Source organism: Panacagrimonas perspica (assembly GCF_004364935.1).
GTDB lineage: Bacteria > Pseudomonadota > Gammaproteobacteria > Nevskiales > Nevskiaceae > Panacagrimonas > Panacagrimonas perspica.
On record NZ_SOBT01000009.1, the window covers coordinates 1 to 22959 of the forward strand.

At 66.4% G+C, this 22959-nt stretch carries 18 protein-coding genes and 1 pseudogene; 4 read left to right on the plus strand and 15 right to left on the minus strand.

Annotated features, from left to right (window positions below; all coding sequences use genetic code 11):
• Nucleotides 1-554: 554 nt before the first annotated feature.
• The 10 genes and pseudogenes from DFR24_RS11515 to DFR24_RS11555 form a co-directional block, all read right to left on the minus strand.
• Nucleotides 555-1664 carry an S-(hydroxymethyl)glutathione dehydrogenase/class III alcohol dehydrogenase gene (locus DFR24_RS11515; RefSeq protein WP_133881569.1) on the minus strand — a complete coding sequence of 370 codons (1110 nt, stop codon included), beginning with the start codon at nucleotides 1662-1664 and terminating at the stop codon, nucleotides 555-557.
• A 71-nt stretch (nucleotides 1665-1735) separates the two neighbouring features.
• On the minus strand, nucleotides 1736-2626 hold the full coding sequence (locus DFR24_RS24930; RefSeq protein ID WP_246051630.1) for a carbon-nitrogen hydrolase family protein: 891 nt from the start codon (nucleotides 2624-2626) through the stop codon (nucleotides 1736-1738).
• Nucleotides 2623-3213: a GNAT family N-acetyltransferase gene (locus DFR24_RS24935; RefSeq protein WP_246051631.1), complete on the minus strand. Its 591-nt coding sequence runs from the start codon at nucleotides 3211-3213 to the stop codon at nucleotides 2623-2625. Before DFR24_RS24935 ends, DFR24_RS24930 begins: the two co-directional genes overlap by 4 nt.
• Nucleotides 3214-3323: 110 nt before the next feature.
• Nucleotides 3324-3725, minus strand: a pseudogene (locus tag DFR24_RS11525) (ketosteroid isomerase-related protein); the annotation flags it as partial.
• A gap of 28 nt (nucleotides 3726-3753) precedes the next feature.
• Nucleotides 3754-3978, minus strand: a complete 225-nt coding sequence (locus DFR24_RS11530) for a formate dehydrogenase subunit delta (RefSeq protein WP_133881572.1) — start codon at nucleotides 3976-3978, stop codon at nucleotides 3754-3756.
• A complete protein-coding gene (gene fdhD, locus DFR24_RS11535; RefSeq protein WP_133881573.1) occupies nucleotides 3975-4799 on the minus strand; it encodes a formate dehydrogenase accessory sulfurtransferase FdhD in 825 nt (274 codons plus the stop codon). The genes DFR24_RS11530 and fdhD overlap by 4 nt, the downstream gene beginning before the upstream one ends.
• Before the next feature lie 179 nt (nucleotides 4800-4978).
• Nucleotides 4979-7873 (minus strand): formate dehydrogenase subunit alpha, encoded by a 2895-nt coding sequence (gene fdhF, locus DFR24_RS11540; protein ID WP_133881574.1) that lies wholly within the window; start codon nucleotides 7871-7873, stop codon nucleotides 4979-4981.
• A 67-nt stretch (nucleotides 7874-7940) separates the two neighbouring features.
• The gene (locus tag DFR24_RS11545) at nucleotides 7941-8318 is read right to left on the minus strand and encodes a GxxExxY protein (RefSeq protein WP_133881575.1); all 378 of its coding nucleotides are present in this window, start codon (nucleotides 8316-8318) and stop codon (nucleotides 7941-7943) included.
• A 45-nt stretch (nucleotides 8319-8363) separates the two neighbouring features.
• A complete protein-coding gene (locus DFR24_RS11550) occupies nucleotides 8364-9905 on the minus strand; it encodes a formate dehydrogenase beta subunit (protein WP_133881576.1) in 1542 nt (513 codons plus the stop codon).
• Entirely contained in the window at nucleotides 9902-10420 is a 519-nt protein-coding gene (locus DFR24_RS11555; RefSeq protein WP_133881577.1) for a formate dehydrogenase subunit gamma, read from the minus strand. Before DFR24_RS11555 ends, DFR24_RS11550 begins: the two co-directional genes overlap by 4 nt.
• 166 nt (nucleotides 10421-10586) lie before the next feature.
• On the opposite strand from DFR24_RS11555, the gene DFR24_RS11560 reads away from it, so the two are divergent.
• The 4 genes from DFR24_RS11560 to DFR24_RS11575 all read left to right on the plus strand — a co-directional run bounded on the left by DFR24_RS11560 (nucleotide 10587) and on the right by DFR24_RS11575 (nucleotide 15553).
• A complete protein-coding gene (locus DFR24_RS11560) occupies nucleotides 10587-11660 on the plus strand; it encodes a substrate-binding domain-containing protein (RefSeq protein WP_133881578.1) in 1074 nt (357 codons plus the stop codon).
• A 177-nt stretch (nucleotides 11661-11837) separates the two neighbouring features.
• On the plus strand, nucleotides 11838-12830 hold the full coding sequence (locus DFR24_RS11565) for a hypothetical protein (RefSeq protein ID WP_133881579.1): 993 nt from the start codon (nucleotides 11838-11840) through the stop codon (nucleotides 12828-12830).
• 148 nt (nucleotides 12831-12978) lie between these two features.
• Complete coding sequence (locus DFR24_RS11570) at nucleotides 12979-14307, plus strand: MFS transporter (protein WP_133881580.1); 1329 nt, start codon at nucleotides 12979-12981, stop codon at nucleotides 14305-14307.
• 55 nt (nucleotides 14308-14362) lie between these two features.
• Entirely contained in the window at nucleotides 14363-15553 is a 1191-nt protein-coding gene (locus tag DFR24_RS11575; protein WP_133881581.1) for an MFS transporter, read from the plus strand.
• Between the two features lie 240 nt (nucleotides 15554-15793).
• Here DFR24_RS11575 and DFR24_RS11580 read toward each other — a convergent pair whose 3' ends face one another.
• From DFR24_RS11580 to DFR24_RS11600, 5 genes are all read right to left on the minus strand, one after another.
• Nucleotides 15794-17983: a PQQ-dependent dehydrogenase, methanol/ethanol family gene (locus DFR24_RS11580; RefSeq protein ID WP_246051632.1), complete on the minus strand. Its 2190-nt coding sequence runs from the start codon at nucleotides 17981-17983 to the stop codon at nucleotides 15794-15796.
• 240 nt (nucleotides 17984-18223) lie between these two features.
• Nucleotides 18224-20404: a PQQ-dependent dehydrogenase, methanol/ethanol family gene (locus tag DFR24_RS11585; RefSeq protein ID WP_246051633.1), complete on the minus strand. Its 2181-nt coding sequence runs from the start codon at nucleotides 20402-20404 to the stop codon at nucleotides 18224-18226.
• Between the two features lie 227 nt (nucleotides 20405-20631).
• Nucleotides 20632-21918 carry an O-acetylhomoserine aminocarboxypropyltransferase/cysteine synthase family protein gene (locus DFR24_RS11590; protein ID WP_133881582.1) on the minus strand — a complete coding sequence of 429 codons (1287 nt, stop codon included), beginning with the start codon at nucleotides 21916-21918 and terminating at the stop codon, nucleotides 20632-20634.
• A 185-nt stretch (nucleotides 21919-22103) separates the two neighbouring features.
• Entirely contained in the window at nucleotides 22104-22568 is a 465-nt protein-coding gene (locus DFR24_RS11595; protein ID WP_133881583.1) for an OsmC family protein, read from the minus strand.
• A gap of 54 nt (nucleotides 22569-22622) precedes the next feature.
• Nucleotides 22623-22862, minus strand: coding sequence for a hypothetical protein (locus DFR24_RS11600; RefSeq protein ID WP_133881584.1), 240 nt, complete (start codon nucleotides 22860-22862; stop codon nucleotides 22623-22625).
• Between the last annotated feature and the right edge of the window lie 97 nt (nucleotides 22863-22959).

Here is a 22959-nt window from a genome sequence, read left to right on the forward strand (position 1 = left end):
ATCGTGCGGCGTGGTGAGCGTCTTGGCGCGAAACACCTTGGCACCATAGATCACGCACGCGTCGGTGAGCGTTCCGCCGTTATCGATACTGATCAGCATGGACATGGAGTCCGCCTCGTTGTTTTGGTGGAATTCGTCGCACCGGCCAGAACGGACGGGGACGTGTGGCGAATATAATTTCGACCCAAACCTCAGCAATTAGGGTGTCCCCTCGCGAGGGTTGGTCCTAAGCGGAGGCACACTTTTCACGGCGAAATAACAGTGTTCGGTTGTCCTACAGGCATAGGGGATTGCAGGACAATTTGTGCATCTGCGCGTTTTATCGCAATCAAAATACATGCGCTTTTTCGCTCGCGATTTCGCTCCCGATGCGAGGCGAAATACGAACGACGACGATGAGCCGCGAAAGCCATATTCGGCTCAAATGCGATCGCAATCGTGATTCTCGACACCAAGCTGTCGATGGAAGCGCAGCCGGCGGCGACGGCTGCGTTTTTTAGCGCAATAAAAAAGCCGGCTCCCTTCGGAGCCGGCTCGGTCGTCGCAGACCTCGATCAGAACACCACGACCCCGCGAATCGACTCGCCGCGCGTCATCAGGTCGAATCCGTCGTTGATCTTCTCGAGCGGCATCACGTGCGTGATCAGCGAGTCGATCTCGATCTTCTTGTCCATGTACCAGTCCACGATCTGCGGCACCTGCGTGCGTCCGCGGGCGCCGCCGAACGCCGTGCCCTGCCAGCGCCGGCCCGTCACCAGCTGGAACGGACGCGTCGAAATCTCCTGCCCCGCCGCAGCGACGCCGATGATCGTGGAGACGCCCCAGCCGCGATGGCAGCACTCGAGCGCCTGGCGCATCAGCGTGGTGTTGCCGACGCACTCGAAGCTGTAGTCGGCGCCGCCGCCGGTGAGCTCCACAAGATGCGCGACCAAGTCGCCCTGGATCTCCTTCGGGTTGACGAAGTGCGTCATGCCGAACCCGCGCGCCATCTGCTCACGGGCCGGATTCACGTCGACGCCGACGATCATGTTGGCGCCCACCATCTTCGCGCCCTGGATCACGTTCAGGCCGATGCCGCCCAGGCCGAACACGACGACGTTCGCACCCGCCTCGACCTTGGCCGTGAACAGCACCGCGCCGATGCCAGTGGTCACGCCGCAGCCGATGTAGCAGATCTTGTCGAACGGGGCGTCCTCGCGAACCTTGGCGAGCGCGATCTCCGGCATCACCGTGTAGTTGGCGAACGTCGAGCAGCCCATGTAGTGCATCACCGGCTTGCCCTTGTACGAGAAGCGGCTCGTCCCATCCGGCATCAGCCCCTTGCCCTGCGTCGCACGGATCGCCGTGCACAGGTTGGTCTTGTGCGAGTTGCAGCTTTTGCACTGCCGGCACTCCGGCGTGTACAGCGGAATGACGTGATCGCCCTTCTTCAGCGAGGTTACGCCCGGTCCCACGTCGACGACGATGCCGGCGCCCTCGTGCCCGAGGATGCTCGGGAAGATGCCCTCGGGGTCGGCGCCGGACAGCGTGTACTTGTCCGTGTGGCACAGCCCGGTGGCCTTGATCTCGACCAGCACTTCGCCGGCCTTGGGCCCGTCGAGCTGCACGGTGTCCACCACCAGCGGCTTGCCGGCTTCCAGCGCGATCGCGGCGCGTACGTCCATCGTTCTCTCCTTCCTTGTTGCAGTGGGTGTCGCGTTTGAGGGGTTGCAGCGCCGGGAGCGCTGCCATGTTCCTACGTGATGCTGACGCGCTCGACGGCTGCGGTCACCGATCCTTCTGGCCAGTGCCGCAGATTCAGCACCTGGCCGTCGCGGCGCACCTCTCGCGTCGGCGCGAGGTCGATTCGTGCATAGGTCCAGCCCGGCACATCGAGCTGGCCCTGGGCGATCACGCCGTCGTCCGGGAAGCCACGATCCGGCGGCCCGTAGACGCCGGCGGTCCCGGTGTTCGTGTCGATGGCGGGCGACCACGGTGCGGCGCCCACCAGCGGCGACATCACCACCGGGCACTGGCTCTCCAGCGCGCGGGCGCGAGCCGCGATCCTCACGCGGTGATAGCCGGGAGCCGCGTCCGTGCACGAGGGCACCAGCAGCAGCTCGGCGCCAGCTTCGACCTGGGCCCGCACCAGCAGCGGAAATTCCGAGTCGTAGCAGATCGCAATGCCGATAACACCGAGCGAGGTTTCGAACACGCGCAGCGGCTCGCCGGTGGAAATCTTCCAGTGCTCGCGCTCGAAGCGCGTCATCACCTGCTTGTCCTGGAACGCGGCGTCGCCCGACGGCGCGCAGAACCACGCGCGATTCACAAAGTGGCCGTCTTCCAGCCGCCACGGAAAGCTGCCGGCGAGCAGATAGACGCCGCGCTCGCGCGCCAGGCGCCGATGAAGGTCGACGTAGGCATCGCGCAGGCCCTGCATGGCGTCGAGCTGCGCGATGAGGTCGGCTTGCACCGCTTCGGCGAACAGCGCCGGCAGCACCATCGATGCGTATTCGGGAAACACCAGCAGCTTCGCGTCGCGGTCCGCCGCCTCGTCCACCCAGCGCGTCACGCCCGCCTCGAACGCGGCCCAGGACTCGGGCGCGCTCACCGGGTACTGCGCCGTGGCGACGAGGAAGGTGCTCACAGGTCGCGCATCCAGAAGTTCATCGGCTTGGCCGAAGACTGCGCGTCGCCGACGTCGAGCCAGTCGTAGCGGGTGCGCAGCGCCGGCTCCTTGCGATATCCGCGTCGATTCCAGAACGCATCGTTGGGCGTGTAATCGACGGGGCGCGAAGGATGATCGGACGGACGCTCCACCGCGCAGAACGCACAGGTCGAAAGTCCTTGCTCGCGTGCGTGCGCCTCGCGCAGCTCGAAGAACTTCACGCCCAGGCCGATGCCGCGCCAGGGCCGCAGGATCACCGACTCGCCGAAATAGTCGATCCGGTCGATCGGCAGGCCGGCCGCGAGGAACGGCGCCTGCGCCTGCGGCTCGGCGTCCGCCAGCGGCAGCACGGTCGAAGCCCCGATGCAGTGTTGGCCGTCCCAGGCGAGGATCGCGAGGCTGCGCGGGCTGCGCAGGTAGGTCCCGAGGTACTTCTTCTCGTACTCGATCGTGCCCTCGTACAGGTAGGGCCATTCGCGAAACACGGCGATGCGCAGCGCCGCCAGCGCATCGAGCTGCGTCGCGATCTGCGCGCCGCGCAGCAATTCGATCCGCACCTCTGCCATCAAGCGGCGCCGGGCCGAGCCGTGGGGTTCGCTTGGGATCCAGCGAGGGTCGGCTCGGCCGTGTTCGGCGCCTCCCGCACCCGCTGCTCCGCAGGCACCGTGTCGGCGCCGACCTGCCGCAACCAGTCCTGCAGGTTGTAGTAGTTGGTGACCCGCGCGACCTTGCCACCGCGGATGTCGAAGAACGCGCCGCCGGGCAGCTTGTAGGTCTGGCCGGTGGCTTCGGGCAGTCCTTCGTCCGTTTTCAGGTAGGTGCCGAGGACAGTGAATTCCACTGCGGCGCGGGCGCCGCCCGGAGCCACCATGATCGCGATGTCCGCGATCTGCTCCGAGTAGCAGCGATTCATGCGTTGCATGAACTGGCCGAAGACCTCGCGTCCGACTTCGCGGCCGCTCTGGTTGACGTCGTGAATCACGTCGTCGGTGAGCATGTCCAGGAACACGCTCCAGTCGCCGCGGTTGAAGGCGGCGTAATAGTTCTCGAGCAGCTTGCGGGTGTCTTCGTCTTGCATGTGGCTTCTAGGTGTTGCGTGAAGGAATTCAGGTCTTCGGAGGTACGTCCAACCGCAGCACGGCGGCACGCACATGATCCGACAAATCGGCACCGCCTTCGCGGGCATAGGCCACGATCTGGCGCCGCATGCGCGGGTCCCAGAATTTCGCGAGGTGGTTGGAGACGCCGGCGATGCGCTCTTCGGCCGTCGGCTCGCCGCCGAAGAAGCCGCCGATGTCGTTGGCCATGATCACGAGCCGTTCCAGGTTCATGCTTTGGGCGCCTCTGCGCCCGATCCGCCTTGCGACAGCCGGCCCGGGCAGGCATAGACGACCTGACGGTCCGCGCGGGCAAACCCGATCAACGTGATGCCGGCTTCCTCGGCGAGGCGCACGGCGTACGCGGTGGGCGCCGAGATCGCGACGACCACCGGCATCCCCACGCAGCTCGCCTTCTGGATCATTTCGTAGCTCGCCCGGCTGGTGATGACGACGAAGCCGCGCGACAGATCCTGGCGCGTGACCAGCAAATGCCCGATCAGCTTGTCCAGCGCGTTGTGGCGGCCGACGTCCTCGCGGGTGGCCACGATCAGTCCGTCCGGCGTCGCCCACGCGGCCGCGTGCGTGGCGCCGGTCTCCGCGTTCAGCGGCTGCTGGCGGCGCAGCGCTTCCAGCGCCCGGCGAATCGCCGGCAAGCCCAGTCGCGTACCGGCCGGAACACGCCGCACCGGGCGGATCGCCGCCTCGATGGTCTGCGCGCCACACAGGCCGCAGCCGGTGCGACCCTGCAGATTGCGCTGGCGTCCGGCGAGCTTCTCCGCACGCGTTTCGGGGATGCGCACGTCGACCTCGTAGCCGCCCTGTTCCGGCAGCTCCGTCACCACGAGTCCTTCGATCTCGTCGACGCCCGCGACGATGTCCTCGGTGACCGCAAAGCCCCGCGCGAAATCCTCGAGGTCAGCCGGCGTGCACATCATCACCACGTGGGCCTGCCCGTTGAACAGCAGCGCGACCGGCACCTCTTCGGCCACGCGATCCGGCTCGAGGCCATCTTCGCGCCAGACCTGGACGGTGGAGTGCTTCGGGACGGTCATGGGATCTTCTTCGTGCAACAAGATTCATCACCGCAAAGGCGCAAAGGGAAAAGAAAGGACGCAAAGAAATGCGTGAAGTGAAAACACGCATCCTCGGGGCGGACGCACCCACTCCTTTCCTGCCTTTGCGACCTTTGCTTCATCTTTTCCTTTGCGACCTTTGCGTCCAAAGCTTTTCCCTACTTCACCGACACATCCGTGACCGCCGCCCGCAGCAGCTCCTGCTGCCGATCGCTGAACTCGCGATAACGCTTCTGCCACTCGGAGGGCTGGCTGACGCGCGTGACCTCGACGGCCGTGACCTTGTACTCCGGACAGTTCGTCGCCCAGTCCGAGTTGTCGGTGGTGATGACGTTGGCACCGGAGAAAGGATGATGGAACGTCGTGTAGACGACGCCGGCCTGCACGCGATCGGTGAGGTGCGCGCGCATCACGGTGTCGCCGGCGCGGCTGGTCACGCCCACCCAGTCGCCTTCGACGACGCCTCGCACCTCGGCGTCGTGCGGATGGATCTCCATGCGGTCTTCGCTGTGCCAGGCCAGGTTCTCGGTGCGACGCGTCTGCGCGCCGACGTTGTACTGGCTCAGGATGCGGCCGGTGGTCAGGATCAGCGGGTACTTCGCGTTGACCTTCTCGGTGGTCGGCACGTACTCGGTGACCAGGAAGCGACCCTTGCCGCGCACGAACGCATCGACGTGCATCAGCGGCGTGCCTTCCGGCGCGGCGTCGTTGCAGGGCCACTGCACCGAGCCCAGGCGATCGATCTTGTCGAAGCTCACGCCATGGAACGTCGGCGTCAGCCGCGCGATCTCGTCCATGATCTCGGACGGATGCGTGTAGTTCATCGGATAGCCGAGCGCGTTGGCGAGTTTCTGCGTGGCCTCCCATTCGCCGACGCCGGATTTCGGCGACATGACCTTGCGCACGCGCGAGATGCGACGCTCGGCATTCGTGAACGTGCCGTCCTTCTCGAGGAACGAAGAGCCCGGCAGGAACACGTGCGCGAACTTGGCCGTCTCGTTGAGGAACAGGTCCTGCACGACGATGCACTCCATCGCCGACAGCGAAGCGGTCACGTGCTGCGTGTTCGGGTCCGATTGCGCGATGTCCTCGCCCTGCACGTAGAGGCCCTTGAACTCACCATCGAGCGCCGCCTCGAACATGTTCGGGATGCGCAGCCCCTGCTCGGGCGACAGCTTCACGTTCCATTCCGCCTCGAACGCGCCGCGCGCGACATCGTCCGACACGTGGCGGTAGCCCGGCAGTTCGTGCGGGAACGAACCCATGTCGCAGGAACCCTGCACGTTGTTCTGGCCGCGCAGCGGGTTCACGCCCACGCCCTCGCGGCCGACGTTGCCGGTGGCCATCGCCAGATTCGCGATGCCCATCACCATCGTCGAGCCCTGGCTGTGCTCGGTGACGCCCAGGCCGTAGTAGATCGCCGCGTTGGGCACCGACGCGAACAGCCGCGCGGCGGCTCGCACTTCAGCCGCCGGCACGCCGGTGACGTCCTGCATCGCCTCGGGCGAGTGGCGCTCCTGGGAGACGAAAATGCGCCACTTGTCGAAGGACGCGAGGTCGCAACGCGCGCGCACGAAATCTTCGTTGACGAAGCCTTCGGTGACGACGACGTGGGCGATCGAATTGATCAGCGCCACGTTGGTACCGGGACGCAGCGACAGGTGATGCGCCGCCTCGATGTGCGGCGTGCGCACCAGGTCGATCCGGCGCGGATCGGCCACGATCAGCCGGGCGCCCTGGCGCAGCCGGCGCTTCATCTGCGAGGCGAACACCGGATGACCGTCGGTGGGATTGGCGCCGATCACCATGATCACGTCGGCCTTCATCACCGAGTCGAAGGTCTGCGTGCCGGCGGATTCGCCCAGCGTCTGCTTGAGTCCGTAGCCGGTCGGCGAATGGCAGACGCGCGCGCAGGTATCGACGTTGTTGTTGCCGAAGGCCGCGCGCACCAGCTTCTGGACGACGTAGACCTCTTCGTTCGTGCAGCGGCTCGACGTGATGGCGCCCACCGAGTCGCGTCCGTACTGGCCCTGGATGCGCTTGAACTCGGAGGCCGCGTACGCGATCGCGTCGTCCCAGCTCACCTCGCGCCACGGGTCGCTGATCTTCGCGCGGATCATCGGCTTCGTGATGCGGTCCTTGTGCGTCGCGTACCCGATCGCGAAGCGGCCCTTGACGCAGGAATGACCGTGATTCGCATGGCCGTCCTTGTTCGGGACCATGCGGATGATCTCTTCGCCACGCATCTCGGCGCGGAACGAACAGCCGACGCCGCAGTAGGCGCAGGTCGTGATCTCGCTGTGCTCGGCTTGCCCCTTGGCGATGACCGACTTCTCGGTGAGCGTCGCGGTCGGGCAAGCCTGCACGCAGGCGCCGCAGGACACGCACTCGGATTCGAGAAAGGACTCGGCGACGCTGGCCGAGACCTTCGAGTCGAAACCGCGGCCCTGGATCGTCAGCGCCAGCGTTCCCTGCTGCTCGTCACAGGCGCGCACGCAGCGCGAGCAGACGATGCACTTCGAGGGGTCGAACGTGAAATAGGGGTTGCTCTCGTCCTTGGCGACGAAGCGCGGGTTCGCTTCGCCCTTGCCCGGCACGTACTTGTGGACGTGGTTGTCGCCCTCGTAGCCGTAACGCACTTCACGCAAACCCACCGCGCCCGCCATGTCCTGCAACTCGCAGTGGCCGTTCGCCGGGCACGTGAGGCAATCCAGCGGATGATCCGAGATGTACAGCTCCATCACGCCGCGACGCAGCTGCGCGAGCTTGCCGTTCTGCGTCGTGACCTTCATGCCCTCGGCGACCGGCGTGGTGCACGACGCCGGATAGCCCTTCATGCCCTCGATCTGCACGAGGCACAGGCGGCAGGAACCGAAGGCTTCGAGCTGGTCGGTCGCGCAGAGCTTCGGAATCTTCAGGTCTGCGAGCGCGGCGGCACGCATCACCGACGTGCCTTCGGGCACGCTGACGGAACGGCCGTCGATGATCAGCGTCACCTGCTTCGCGGATTCGCGTGCGGGCGTGCCCAGGTCGTTTTCGGCTATCGATCTCATGGCCTAGCTCCGTACTGCCGGGATATTCACCGCAAAGGCGCAAAGGGAAAAGAAAGGACGCAAAGGACTACACATTGTTCGCCACACGCTTGATTCCTGAGCGCATCGATTCCGAATGGAAGTTGAGTACGAGTCCAAGCTTCTTGTTTGCGAGGCGAAGATAGGTGAGGAGTTGCGCCGTATGGACAGGAGCGAAAGCCGCCACTGCCTTGATCTCAACAATGACGAGATCCTCGACGAGCAGATCCAGGCGGTACGCCTCATCAAGTTCGACCCCTTTATAAGTGACCGGTAACAGGGTCTGCCTGACCGCCCGGATACCGCGTTGTTCGAGCTCGACCGCCATTGCCCGTTCATAGGCCGATTCGAGCAAGCCCACGCCAAGGATGCGATGCACCTCCAGCGCAGCGCCGATGACGGAATGCGAGATCTCATTTTCAGTCACCTTTGCGACCTTTCTTTTCCCTTTGCGCCTTTGCGGTGAAAATCCTCATCGGACGAGGGCTCCTCGGGAGAAGTCGTCCGGAAAATGATTCAGGGCGCTGAGCACCGGATACGGCGTCAGCCCGCCCAGCGCGCACAGCGATCCGTGCGTCATCGTGTCGCACAGGTCTCGCAGCAGGGCCTCCTGCGTTTGCACGTCCCGGCCCGCCACCAGCCGGTCGATCACCTCGACACCGCGCGTCGAGCCGATGCGGCAGGGCGTGCATTTGCCGCAGGACTCCACGGCGCAGAACTCCATCGCGTAGCGCGCCTGCGCGGCCATGTCGACCGAGTCGTCGAACACGACGATGCCGCCGTGGCCGAGCATCGCGCCGACGGCGGCGAAGGCTTCGTAGTCGAGCACCGTGTCGAACTGCGACTCCGGCATGTACGCGCCTAGCGGGCCGCCGACCTGCACGGCGCGGATCGGCCGGCCGCTGAGCGATCCGCCGCCGAAGTCGTACAGCAGTTCGCGCAACGTGGTTCCGAACGCGAGTTCCACCAGTCCGCCGTGACGGATGTTGCCGGTGAGCTGGATCGGCAACGTGCCGCGCGAACGGCCCATGCCGAAGTCGCGGTAGTGCGCGGCACCCTGGTCGAGGATCACCGGCACCGAGGCCAGCGTGATGACGTTGTTGATGACGGTGGGCTTGCCGAACAACCCCGAGATGGCCGGCAACGGCGGCTTGAAGCGCACCTGCCCGCGCTTGCCCTCGAGCGATTCGAGCAGCGAGGTCTCTTCGCCGCAGATGTACGCACCTGCGCCAAGTCGCACGTCCACGTCGAAGGCGCGGCCGCTGCCGCGCACATCCGGCCCGAGATAGCCGCCGGCACGCGCCACGTCGATCGCGGCGAGCAGCGCCCTGTGCGCATGCGGATACTCGGAACGAAGGTAGATGTAGCCCTTCGTCGCGCCCGTCGCGAGGCCCGCGATGGTCATGCCCTCGACCAGCACGAGCGGATCGCCTTCCATGATCATGCGATCGGAGAACGTGCCGGAATCGCCCTCGTCGGCGTTGCAGACGATGTACTTCTGTTCTGCGGTCGTGGACAGCACCGTCTTCCACTTGATGCCGGCCGGGAACGCCGCGCCGCCGCGACCGCGCAGGCCGGCGTCGGTCACGGCAGTGACGATATCCGCCGGCGACATCGACAGCGCGCGCTCGAGTCCCCGATAGCCGCCATGCGCGAGGTAATCGTCGAGGCTCGAGGGATCGGTGATGCCGCAGCGCGCGAACGTCAGGCGCTGCTGCTTGCTGAAGTAGGGAATCTGTTCGGTCGGCCCAAGGTTCAGCGGGTGCGCGCCGCCCTGCAGAAAGTCGGCGTCGAACAGATCGCGGACGTCCTCGAGCGAGACCGGCCCGTAGGCGATGCGACCCTGCGCGGTCTGCACTTCGACCAGCGGCTCGAGCCACAACATGCCGCGCGAACCGGTGCGCACGATCTCGACTTCGATGCCGCGTGGACCGGCGTGGGCCGCGATCGCATGCGCGATCTCGTCGGCGCCCACCGACAGCGCCGCCGCATCGCACGAAACGTAGATCTTCATGCCCGCATGTCCGCGACGAACTGATCGAAACGCGCCGGCGTGACGCGGCCGCAGAGCTTGTCGTCGATCATCAGCGCCGGCCCGAGCGCGCAGTTACCCAGGCAGTAGACCGGCTCGAGCGTCACCGCGCCGTCCGCCGTGGTGCCGTGGAAATCCACGCCGAGCGATTTCTTGGCGTGGGCCTCGAGCGCCGCGGCACCCACCGACTGACAGGCCTCGGCGCGGCACAGATGCAGGACGTGGCGACCGGGCTTCGCGGTGCGGAACGCGTGGTAGAAGCTGACGACGCCGTGCACTTCGGCGCGCGACAGGTTCAGCTCGAACGCGATCAGCGCGACGGCATCGGGCGGCACGAAGCCGAGTCGATCCTGTACGGCGTGCAGCACCAGCAACAGGTTTCCGGGTTGATCGCGGTTCGCCTGCACGGCCGCCTGGACGGCCAGGCGCTGTTCGGGCGGCAGGTTGCCACCGGGCACCGGCTGGATCGGGATGACTTTTCGGTTGGCCTGCTTCATACGCTGGCTCTGGCTGGCGCTATCGGTTGTGGATGAGCCTATATCCTCCTCAGCGATAAAAGCTCATCAAATCATCGATACACGGTATTACCTGGCAGCCAAATAACCAACAATCGGCTTGCTCCAGCTACTTCTATCGGCTCTAGACAGCCGATATTCTGCCGCCATGTTCCGCGTCTCCATCCGACCCCAGTGGCAGCTCGACCGTGGCGAGGGCGTCGCGGTGCTGCCGCGCCTGGTCGAACTGCTGGTCCACATCGACGAGGCCGGCACGCTGCGCGAGGCCTGCCGCCGCATGAACCTGTCGTATCGCTACGCCTGGGGCGTGCTGCGCGAGGGGCAGCGCGCGTTCGGCGTGCCGCTGGTGGCCAGCCGTCGCGGCCGTGGCGCGGTGCTCAGCCCGCTCGGCGAAAAGCTGGTGTGGGCCGACCGCCGGATCAGCGCGCGCCTGAACCCCGTGTTCGATTCGCTGGCCTCGGAACTCGAAACCGAGATCGAACGCGCGCTGACCCATGCGCAGGGCATCCTGCGCCTGCACGCCAGCCACGGCTTCGCGGTCGAGGCGCTGCGCAGTCGCTTCCACGACCAGCAGATTCCGCTCGACCTGAAGTACTGCACCAGCGTCGAGGCCGTCACCGCGCTCGCGCGCGGCGGCTGCGACATGGCCGGCTTCCACGTGCCGGTGGGCGAGTACGAGAAGCCCACGCTCGCGCACTACCTGCGCGACCTGCGCGCCAGCGACGCGCGCCTGGTGCTGCTGGCCACGCGCCGGCTCGGCCTGATGACCGCGCGCGGCAATCCCAAGCAGGTGCGCGGCCTGCAGGACCTCGCACGCGAGGATCTGCGCTTCGTGAACCGCCAGCCCGGCGGCGGCACGCGGCTGCTGATCGACCAGATGCTGAAGCACGAAAAGATCGAGCCGCGTCGTGTCCGCGGCTACGACACGCACGAGTTCACGCACGCAGCGGTGGCGGCCTACATCGCCAGCGGCATGGCCGACGCCGGCTTCGGCGTGGAGACACCCGCGCATCGCTTCGCCCTGGATTTCCTGCCGCTGATTTCCGAGCGCTACTTCTTCGCCTGCCGCGCCGAGTCGATCGACTCGCCGACGATGCAGCCGGTGCTCGCCGAATTGCGCAGTGCCGAGTTCCGCGCCGTCATCAACGCGCTGCCCGGCTACGACGCGATGGCCTCGGGGCAGGTGATGACATTGGCCGCCGCGTTCCCAGCGATCCAGTAGCCCGGGTGAAACCCGGGGGGTTCTTCTGTGGCCAAACGAAAAGCCCCGGTTGCACCCGGGCTACGCCGCGCACCGGATGCTGCGACGAAGACGTAGCGCCCGCATGCGAAACCCCCGCCCCTCGCCGTATCCTTGCGCTGATCAGCCGCGCAGGCGGCGAGCCCAGGGGACCCTTCGATGCATCTTCGCGCCTTCTTCTGCGCGGCTGCCGCCGTGCTGTCCACGTTTTCATCGGGAGCCGCGTCGGCGGCCGACAAGGTCGGCCGCTACACGGTGGAGATCAAGGTCGACGGCCAGCAGAGCTGGCGTGCCGGCAACGACTGGTCGAAGTCCACGACCACCGAGCACTACCGCATCGTCACGCATGTGAAGTCGACCGGCGAACTCGACAGCGTCAACGTCAAGGACCCGGAGTTCGCGCAGAAACAGATGCAGAAGGCGGCTCGCGTACAGCAAGCGGTGCAGAAGGCGCAGGGTCGTGCGCCCGCTGCGGCACCGCCGACACAGGAAGCCTACGTGGCGCAGCAGAAGAAGCTCGCCGAGCAGATGCAGAAGGGACAGGCCGCGTGCAAGGCCGACACGAACTGCCTGATGCAGCTCGCGATGCAGTATTCGCAGCAGAGCGCCGCGATCCTGCCGCCGGGAAGCACGCCGGCGGGCGGTGCAGTGCCCGATGCCGACGAGGAAGCCGAGGACGAAGAGCGGTACCTGAATTACTTCGGCTACGAAGGCTGCCCGACCGAGATCGATATCCGTATCGATCAGCGCAGCGAGGGCGCGTACGCCGACGTCTCCGGCATGATCCCGTGGACCACGACGCAGACCGGCAACTCCAAGGGCACGGACATCGACCGCAAGATGCAGTGCCTGGCCGCGACCACCGTCTACGACGTCAAGGCCAAGACGATCTATACCGACGGCTTCGGCACGCCGGCCGTGCGCGGACGCTACGAGTCCAACGACAAGCTGCTGGGCAAGACGGTGAACACCGATGCCGAGATCATCAGCACGTCCGAGGCGCTGGAATGGGTGAGCCAGCAGATGCGCCAGGGTCCCGCCTCGGGTTCGAAGAGCACGGTGCTCAAGCCGAAGAACGCGGCGAACCTGCCTCCCGGCGCGAAGCTCGATGGGCAGATCAAGGTCAGCCTGACGTGGCGTTTCGATCCCTGAGCGCCTCGTAGCCCGGACGAAGTCCGGGGCTTGTCTCACAGGTCGAGGAAAACCCCGGACTTCGTCCGGGCTACGGGCACCGCCGGGTATCGCGCCGCGGCCACCTCGGGAACAATCGCCGAACCCGAAGACCCAGGTACGCCACTCCATGTCGACCCCGCCGCAATCGGAACAGGACCGCGTGAAGGCCTCGCGCCAGGTCCTCGCCGCCAGCTTCATCGGCACGACGTTCGAGTGGTACGACTTCTTCATCTACGCGTCGGCCGCCGCACTGGTGTTCGGTCCGCTGTTCTTTCCGCACGTGTCGGAATTCGCCGGACAGCTCGCGGCGTTCTCGACGTTCGCGGTCGGCTTCGTGGCGCGGCCGCTCGGCGGGATCGTCATCGGACACTTCGGCGATCGCGTGGGACGCAAGAGCATGCTGGTGCTGTGCCTGCTCTGCATGGGCCTGGCCACGATCGGCATCGGACTGCTGCCCACCTACGAGCAGATCGGCATCTGGGCGCCGATCCTGCTGGTCCTGCTGCGCGTGTTCCAGGGCATCGGCGTGGGCGGCGAGTGGGGCGGCGCCGTGCTGATGGCCGTCGAGTACGCACCGCCGAACCGGCGCGGCCTGTACGGCGGCTTCGTGCAGATCGGAACGCCGGCCGGATTGATCCTGGCCAACCTCGCCTTCCTCGGTGTCGTCGCCTGGGTCCCGGAAGAACACTTCTTCACCTGGGGCTGGCGCATCCCGTTCCTGCTCAGCGCGCTGCTGGTCATCGTCGGCCTGGTGATCCGGCTGCGACTGGAGGAGACGCCGGTGTTCGCCGAGGCGCGCGCGACGGCGCCGAAGCACGAGTCGGTGCCGTTCATCGAAGTGATGCGTTCGCACTGGAAGCCGGTCATCGCCGGCGGCATGACGATGTCGAGCACCGCGATGATCGGCTACATCCTGATCGCGTACGTGATGAGCTACGGCGTCAAGCAGCTCGGCATGCCCAAGCAGACGATGATCACGCTGGTGCTGCTGGCCTCGGCGGTGTGGCTGGTGACCTGCCTGCTGTTCGCGACATGGTCGGACCGCTGGGGACGGCGTCGCATCTACATCGGCGGCGCCATCGGGGCCCTGCTGGCGGCGTTTCCGATCTTCATGCTGATCGACACGCGCCAGCCGGTGCTGATGGCACTGGGCCTGTTCATTCTCACGGTACCGCTGGCGGCGATGTACTCGCCGATCGCGGCCATGCTGTCGGAACTGTTCCCGACGCGCCTGCGCTACACCGGCAACTCGCTGGCCTATCAGGTGGGCACCCTGGCCGGCGGCGCCTTCGTGCCGGTGATCGCGACCACGCTGTACGAGGTCTACGAGACCTCGAAGGCGATCTCGGCCTATATCGTCACATGGGTCTCGTTCGGACTGATCGCGGTGCAGTTCGTGCCCGAGACCTCGCGCATCGATCTGAACGAGGTCGGTTCTCCGCCCGCGGGCCGATGATCGTAGAGGTCGGGCTCGTGACGTCCGGGCGCCGCGCGTCCGCAGCAACGCGTTCGTGAACGCCGGAACACCACCGCCGGTGCCGCACCGCATCCTGCCGGTGCTGGTGCTCGCGCAACTCGCCGGCACCTCGACCTGGTTCGCCGTCAACGCAGTGATGCCCGAGCTGCAGGCCGCGTTCGGCTGGGCCGCATCCTCGGTCGGCACGCTGACCTCGGCGGTGCAGCTCGGCTTCATCATCGGCGCGCTGGTGTTCGCCTTGCTGTCGATCGCCGATCGCTTCTCGACACGGCGCGTGTTCCTGATCTGCTCGCTGGCGCAGGCCGTGTGCACGATCGCCGCGATGGCGACGGCGGAGTCGTTCGCCGCGCTGTGCGTGTGGCGCTTTCTGACCGGATTTTTCCTCGCCGGCATCTATCCGGTGGGCATGAAGATCGCGGCGCAATGGTTTCCGAAGGGCCTGGGCAACGCGCTGGGGCTGCTCGTCGGTGCGCTGGTGATCGGCAGTGCCTTTCCGCATGCGCTGCGCGCGATGTCGGTGGGCTGGCCGTGGCACAGCGTGTTCTACGGCGTCGCCGCGATTGCCACGTCGGCGGGCCTGCTACTGTATCTGCTGATTCCGGAGCCGCCCGTTCGCGCGGCGCGGGCCAGCGGCCTGCAGCTGCGTGCGCTGTGGGCGGTGTCGGGCGACGTGAAGGTGCGCGCCTCGGTGCTCGGCTACTTCGGGCACATGTGGGAGCTCTACACCTTCTGGGTGCTGATGCCGATGATCCTGGCCACGCACCTGAGCGATCCGACGCAGATCTCCTGGTCGGCCTTCGTGGCGCTGGGCATCGGCGCGCTCGGTTGCGCCGGCGGCGGCTGGGTCGCGACGCGCCTCGGTAGTGCGCCGGTCGCCGGTGTGCAGCTCGCGATCAGCGGGCTGTGCTGCTTCATCGCACCCTGGGCGCTCGGTGCCCCGACGCTGCTGTTCGCGGCTTGGCTGCTGATCTGGGGCATCACGATCTCCGGCGACTCGCCGCAGTTCTCCGCGCTGACCGCCAGCAACGCGCCGCCGGCGCTGGTGGGCAGCGTGCTGACGCTGACCAACAGCATCGGTTTTGCGATCTCCATCGTCAGCATCCAGCTCTTCGTCTGGCTCGCGCAGCAATTTCCGCTGGCGACGCTGATCCCATGGCTGGGCATCGGGCCTGCGCTGGGCGTGTGGGCCCTGATGCCGCTGCTGCGAACGAAACGCTCGACGTAGCCCGGGTGCAACCCGGGGCTTTTCCTATCGGGTCGAGCAACGCATCCCTGGTTGCACCCGGGCTACGGGGTGGCGGAACTTGCCAACGCCGAACGGACCGTCGTATTCGCCGGCGACGGCGCAGCGCAGCGACGCAATGCGCGGCCTGGCCCGGACCGATCGCGACGCAGAGCGAAGCCTTCAACGAAAACGCCCGGCAGAAGCCGGGCGTTTTCGAACTGCGGGTCGGAACGCGAAACCTCAACCCGCTGCGGGCGCCGCCGGCTTCGCCTCGGCCGGCGCCAGCGCGTCGAGCGACTTCTTCAGCTCGAGCGAATGCTTGATCACGTACTGCCGGATCGACTCGATCTCTTCCATGCTCAGACGCCCCGCGAACGAGGGCATGCCGCGATCCGACTTCGCACCGGACACGATTCCCGCGAACATCTGGTGCTTCTCGGGCGTCAGGTAGCGCAGGTCGGGGATGATGCCGCCACCGACCACGTTCAGGCCGTGGCAGTACGAGCAGTTGTTGCCGTACAGGTTCTCGCCCTTCGCCAGCGTCTTGGCGTCGGCCTTGAGTTCCTGCATTTCGGGCAGCGGCACCGCCTCGTTCTTGGGCGCCGGCAGCGTGCCGGTGGCGCCGAGCTTGTAGGTGATCACGCGCGCCTCGGGACGGGTCTTGGCGCCGTTGGACACCACGCCGCCGATCAGCGGGAACACGCCGCCCCAGCCCGCCATCACGGAAACGTACTGCTCCCCGTCGATCTCGTACGTCATGCCGCCAGCCAGCACGCCGCTATTGGTCGGGGCCTCCCACAGCTTGGTGCCCTTGTCGGCCGAGTACGCCACGAAGCGACCGTCCGCGGTGCCCTGAAACACGAGGTTGCCGGCGGTGGTCATCGTGCCGCCGTTCCAGATGTTGGGATATTCCTGCGCCCACACCTTCTTCTGAGCGATGGGATCCCACGCCAGCAGGCTGCCCTTGTAGCTGGCCGCAGCTTCGGCCGCCGCCTTGGCATCTTCCGGGTACGGCAGATCCAGCCCGATGTTCCAGACGCCTTCGCGATTGTCGAAGGCCACTTCCTTGTGCGGAGAGAGCAGCGAGGCCGCTTCCTGCGCCGGGATGTAGACCAGCCCCGTCTTCGGGTTGAACGACATCGGATGCCAGTTGTGTCCACCGAACGGACCCGGGATCAGCAGCTTCGGCTCCTTGGTCCAGTCGGCGATCTTCTGGTCGACGACCGGGCGTCCGGTCTTGAGATCGATATGCGTTGCCCAGTTGGCGGGCACGTACTTCTCGGCGCTCAGCAGTTCGCCGGTGACGCGATCGAGCACGTAGAAGAAGGCGTTCTTCGGCGCGTGCAGCAACACCTTGCGCGGCTTGCCGCCGATCTCGAGATCCGCCAGCACGATGTTGCCGGTGGCGTCGTAGTCCCAGTTGTCGCCCGGCGTTTCCTGGTAGTGCCAGGCGTACTCGCCGGTATCCGGATTGAGCGCGACGATCGACGAGATGTAGAGGTTGTCCGCGTCCTCGGGCTCACCGCGTTCGATGCGATTCCACGACACGCCGTTGCCGGTGCCGAAGTACAGCAGGTTCGCCTCGGGGTCGTAGGAGAAGCTGTTCCAGACCGTGCCGCCGCCGCCCTGCTCCGCGAACTTGGTGCCCTTCCAGGTCTTCACGGCCTTGTCGAGCGCCGCGGTTTCCTGGGGCTTCGACGGATCGCCCGGGACCGTGTACCAGCGCCACAGCAGCTTGCCGTCCGCGGCACTGAACGCCGACACCGAACCGCGCGCGTTGAACTCGGCGCCGCCGCTGCCGATGATGACCTTGTCCTTGATCGCGATCGGCGCGCCGGTGAGCGCGAACGTGCGGCCCGAGCCGTCGGCCGCGTTGGTCTCCCAGATCTTCTTTCCGTCCTTGGCGTCCAGCGCAATCATGCGGCCGTCGAACGCGGCGACGAAGACCTTGCCGCCACTGATGGCGACGCCACGATTGACGACGTCGCAGCAGGCGTTGCCCGACTTCGAACGCGGCACCTCGGGGTCGAACTTCCAGACCAGTTCGCCCGTCTTGGCGTTGAGCGCGTAGAGAATGCTGTACGCGCCGGTCGTGTACATCATGCCGTCGACGACCAGAGGCGTGGCCTCGGCGCCGCGATCGACGTCGACCTTGTAGGTCCAGGCCATACCGAGCTTGGCGACGTTCTGATCGTTGATCTTGTCCAGCGGGCTGAAGCGCTGGTCACTGTAATTGCGGCCGGTGCTGAGCCAGACGCCCGGCTCCTTGTCGATCGCCGCGATGCGCGCGGTGTCGACCTGCGCGATCGGCTTGTCGTTCGCAGCCGCGGCTGGCGGTGCGGCGGTTTCGGCGCCCGGCGCCGGGGACTTTTCCCCACACCCGGCCACGCTGAAGAGGACCACGAGACTGGCGGCAGCAATTCGTTTCACGCGTTTCTCCTTCGGTATCGTCGTTCCGATCGACTGCGCGGTGGCAGGCAGCGTCGGGACTTTTTCCTGAGTCGGCCTGCATCTTACGTCGACGTAGGGGAATCCGGCATCCAGGACCGGGTAGCCCGGGTGCAACCGGGGCTTCGGCAACGGGAAGGGAACGGTCCCGGGATTTCATCCGGGCCAAAAAAAACGCCCGGCATGAGCCGGGCGCTGGGTACCACGACGACGAAAGCCGCGTCAGGTCTTCGGAACCGCTGCCGCCTCCTTGGCCGAAAGCTCCTTCTTCAGATCGTGCGCGCGCTTGATGACGTACTGGTGCACGGCCTCCACGTCCTCGGCGGTGAACTTGTCCATGACCGAGGGCATGCCCTTCTGCGCGAACGCGCCGGCGAGGATTCCCGCGAACATCTGGTGCTTCTCGGGCGTCAGGTAGCGCAGGTCGGGCAGCACGGAGCTGGCGATGGCGTTGGGGCCGTGGCACATGCCGCAGTTGGCGTTGTACAGCTCGCGTCCCTTGGCGACGGTCTTCTCGTCGGCCTTGAGCTCCGGCGGTTCGGGCTGCGCGATCACGTTGTTCTTCGGCGGCGGCAACGTGTCCGTGCCGCCGATCTTGTACGTGAGCACGCGCGCCTCGGCCCGCACCTTGGCCGGTTCGTAGATGCCACCCAGTGCGAGCGGGAACGCACCGCCCCAGCCGGCCGCGACGGTCACGTACTGCTCGCCGTCGATCTCATAGGTCATCGGGCCGGCCATCACGCCGGTGTTGGCAGGCGACTCCCACAGCTTCTCGCCCTTGTCGGCCGAGTAGGCGACGAAGCGCCCGTCCGCCGTGCCCTGGAACACCAGGCCGCCCGCGGTGCTGAGCGTGCCGCCGTTCCAGATCGTCTCGTAGCTCTGCCGCCAGACTTCCTTCTTCGCCACCGGGTCCCACGCAATCAGGTGGCCCTTGTGCGCGGCGGCCGCACCCGCGAGCTCCTTGGGATCCTCCGGCAACGCGATCGATTCGCCACCGAGATGCCAGTTGCCCTTGCCGGTGAACTTCTTCTCGCCTGCCGACGGCGCCATGTAGGCGATCGCCTCCTGCATCGGGATGTACACGTAGCCGGTCTGCGGGTTGTACGACATCGGCTGCCAGTTGTGCGCACCGATCGGTCCGGGCGAAATCAGCTTGCCTTCCTTCGACCAGTCACCGCCCGCGGTCTCCACCGGCCGGCCGGTCTTCATGTCGACGTGCGAGGCCCAGTTGGCGGGCGCGAACTTGTCCGCGCTCAGCAGCTCGCCGGTGGCGCGGTCGATCACGTAGAAGAAGCCGTTCTTCGGTGCCTGCATCAGCACCTTGCGCTTGGTCCCGTTGATCGGGAGCTCGGCCAGCATGATGTGCTGCGTGGCGGTGTAGTCCCAGTCGTCGCCGGGCGTGGTCTGGTAGTGCCAGACGTATTCGCCGGTCTCGGCCTTGAGCGCGACGATCGAGGACAGGAACAGGTTGTCGCCGCCGCCGGGCGAACGCACGTCGCGCGCCCACGGCGAGCCGTTGCCCACGCCGATGTAGACGAGATCCAGCTCGGGGTCGTAGACGATCGAATCCCACACCGTGCCGCCGCCACCGAACTTCCAGTAGACGTCGCCCTTCCACGTCGCCTTGGCCATTTCCATGGCCTTGTTCTCCGCCGGCTTCGAGGGATTCCCCGGAACCGTGAAGAAGCGCCAGAGCTGCTTGCCCGATTCGGCGTCGTAGGCGGTGACGTAGCCGCGCACGCCCAGTTCCGCGCCACCGTTGCCGATCAGCACCTTGCCGTTGGCCACGCGAGGCGCACCGGAGATGGTGTAGCTGCGCTCGTGATCGACGACCGTGTCCACTTCCCAGACCTTGGCTCCGGACCTGGCGTCGAGCGCGATCAGGCGGCCGTCGTAGGCGCCGAAGTACACGCGGCCCTTCCACACCGCGACGCCGCGATTGGCGACGTCGCAGCAACCGTCACGATCCTTGTCGCGCGCAACCTTGGGGTCGTACTTCCACAGCTCCTTGCCGGTCACCGGATCGAGCGCGCTGACGATCGAGAACGCACCGGTCACGTACATCACGCCGTCGACGACGATGGGCGTCGCCTCGGTCGCGCGATCGACGTCGAGCTTGTAATGCCAGGCCAGGCCCAGCTTGGAAACGTTCGCCTTGTCGATCTTCGTCAACGGGCTGAAGCGCTGCTCGTCGTACGTACGCCCGTAGCTCATCCAGGAGCCGGGCTCCTGGTCGGCCGCGATGATGCGCGCGCCATCCACCGCGGCGGCCGGCTTGTCGGATGCGGGCGCCGTGACGGCAGGTTCGGATGTCGCGGCCGTCGATGCCGGGTCGGATGGTTTGCCGCAGGCGCTCAATGCCAGCGTGGCCAGCATCGGCCACAGCAGATTGCGAAGGTTCATGCCGCGTACTCCTCGTTGCAGAGTTTTCGTCGAATGCAGCCGTCTGTGCGGCTGACGGGCCCGAGAGGCCCGAACGAAAGTCTAGGGGGCGCGAACGCAGCGTCCCTGCAAGCGAACGAAGATCGGGAATTCTTCCCGGCACATCCGACCCGTAGCCCGGACGAAGTCCGGGGTTACCCTCGCATACGGAGCGCAACCCCGGACTTCGTCCGGGCTGCGGGTGCGTGTCAGGCGGCGGCGATCGCCTGATCGAGATCGGCGATCAGATCATCGGCGTGCTCGATGCCGATGGACAGGCGCACGGTGTCTTCGCTGACACCGGCCTTCACCAGTTCTTCGGGCGAGAGCTGGCGATGCGTCGTCGAGGCCGGATGCGTGGCCAGCGAGCGCACGTCTCCGATGTTGACCAGGCGCGTGAACAGCTTCAGCGCATCCTGGAATTTCCCGCCTGCCTCGCGTCCGCCTTCCAGACCGAACGTGATGATTCCCGACGGCCGGCCGCCGAGATACTTCTTGGCCAGCGCGTGATCGGAATGTTCCGGCAGGCCGGCGTAACCGACCCACTTCACCTTCTTCTGGCCCTTGAGATGCTTGGCGATGCGCAGCGCGTTCTCGGTGATGCGGTCCATGCGCAGCGCCAGGGTTTCGATGCCCTGCAGGATCTGGAAGGCGTTGAACGGCGACAGCGCAGCGCCCATGTTGCGCAGCGGCACGACGCGCGCACGGCCGATGTACGCGGCCGGCCCGAGGGCCTCGGTGTAGACGACGCCGTGGTAGCTCGGGTCCGGTTCATTGAGGCGCGTGAAGCGCGCCTTGTGCTCGGCCCACGGGAATTTTCCGGAGTCGACGATGGCGCCACCAAGCGTCGTGCCGTGCCCGCCGAGATATTTGGTCAGCGAGTGCACGACGATGTCGGCGCCGTGTTCGATCGGGCGCAGCAGGTAGGGCGTGGCCACCGTGTTGTCGATGATCAGCGGCACGCCGCCGTCATGCGCGATCTTCGCCAGCGCCGCGATGTCGGTGATGTTGCCCAGCGGGTTGCCGATGGACTCGGCGAACACGGCCTTGGTCTTCGAATCGATCAGGCCCTTGAAGCTCTCCGGCTTGCGCGGGTCGGCGAAACGCACCTCGATGCCGAACTGCGGCAGCGTGTGCGCGAACAGGTTGTAGGTGCCGCCGTAGAGCGTGCTCGACGACACGATGTTGTCGCCGGCCGCCGCGATCGTCTGGATCGCGTACGTGACCGCAGCCTGGCCCGATGCGAGCGCCAGCGACGCGATGCCGCCTTCGAGCGCCGCGAGCCGCTGCTCGAGCACGTCGTTGGTCGGATTCATGATGCGGCTGTAGATGTTGCCGGCGACCTTGAGGTCGAACAGGTCGGCGCCGTGCTGCGTGCTGTCGAACGCGAAGGCGACCGTCTGGTAGATCGGCACGGCCACGGCATGCGTGGTCGGATCGGGCTTGTATCCCGCGTGGATGGCGAGGGTTTCGAACTTCAGCGTCGGCTCTGACATCGTGAGATCCCTGGGGTCGGTGGCGGGTGCGGGGCCGAGTATAGCCAGCCGACCGCAGGCGTCCGTGACCCTTCACGGGGTGGGCTCAGAAGAAGTTCTTACAAGCTCAGGCCGCGCAGCCCGGGTGAAACCCGGGGCTTCTTGCATTCGATCGAGCAACGGCCCCGGGTTTCACCCGGGCTACGTCAGGCCCGGCTCCAGCGCGCCTTGACCGGCACGCCGGCGCGCGCGAACACCTGCGACATCGGGCAGCGACGTTCAGTCTCGGCCTGCAGCTTCTCCAGCTCCGCGTCGCTGGCGGTCGTGGCGACCGTGACGTTCATCGACACCGGCTGAAAGTCCGGAAGACCTTTCGCCGGCACGCCCACGAGCACCGACATGTCGATCTCGGCCTCGAGGTCGAAGCTCATGCGCTCGATCGCAATGCCCATTCCCTTGGCCACGATCTGCGCGGTCGCCTGCGAGCAGGAGGTCAGCGACGCCAGCGCATAGGCGAGCGGTCCCGGCGCGGCGTCCTGACCGCCGAAGGCAACGACGGCGTCGACTTGGATGACATGCGGCGTGCCGCGCACCTGGATGGTCTGCGCCATGCCGACACCCTCGGTGTGCAGGGCATAAGCCGACTTGGGTCCGCGTGCGTTCGACGTCATGTTCTGTTCCTTCGATTCCTGTGGGTGCCGGGGAGCCCTGACGCGAACCCTGGACTAGATACCGTAGATCAGGCGCGACAACGGCGTGCTGGCCTGGAAATCACCGCGGATGTGAGTGCCCAGCAAGGACTCCGCGCGTCGCACCGAACACTCGTCGTTGAGCATCAGCGCCACCTTCCAGCCCAGGTCGTGCGCCTGCTGGAGGATGCGTTCGCAATGCTCCACGAACGGGACGTAGTGCGAGTGCATTCTCCTGGCAGCGGCGACGCGCCGCTCGATCTGATCCAAGGTCATGTGTGCCGCCTGCTTGCGTGTGGTCTCAAGTATGGCGAGGAAGCAAGAGGCAGGCCACTGCTTTCATCGCCGCGCGCCCGCATCGGAACTCTCGTTC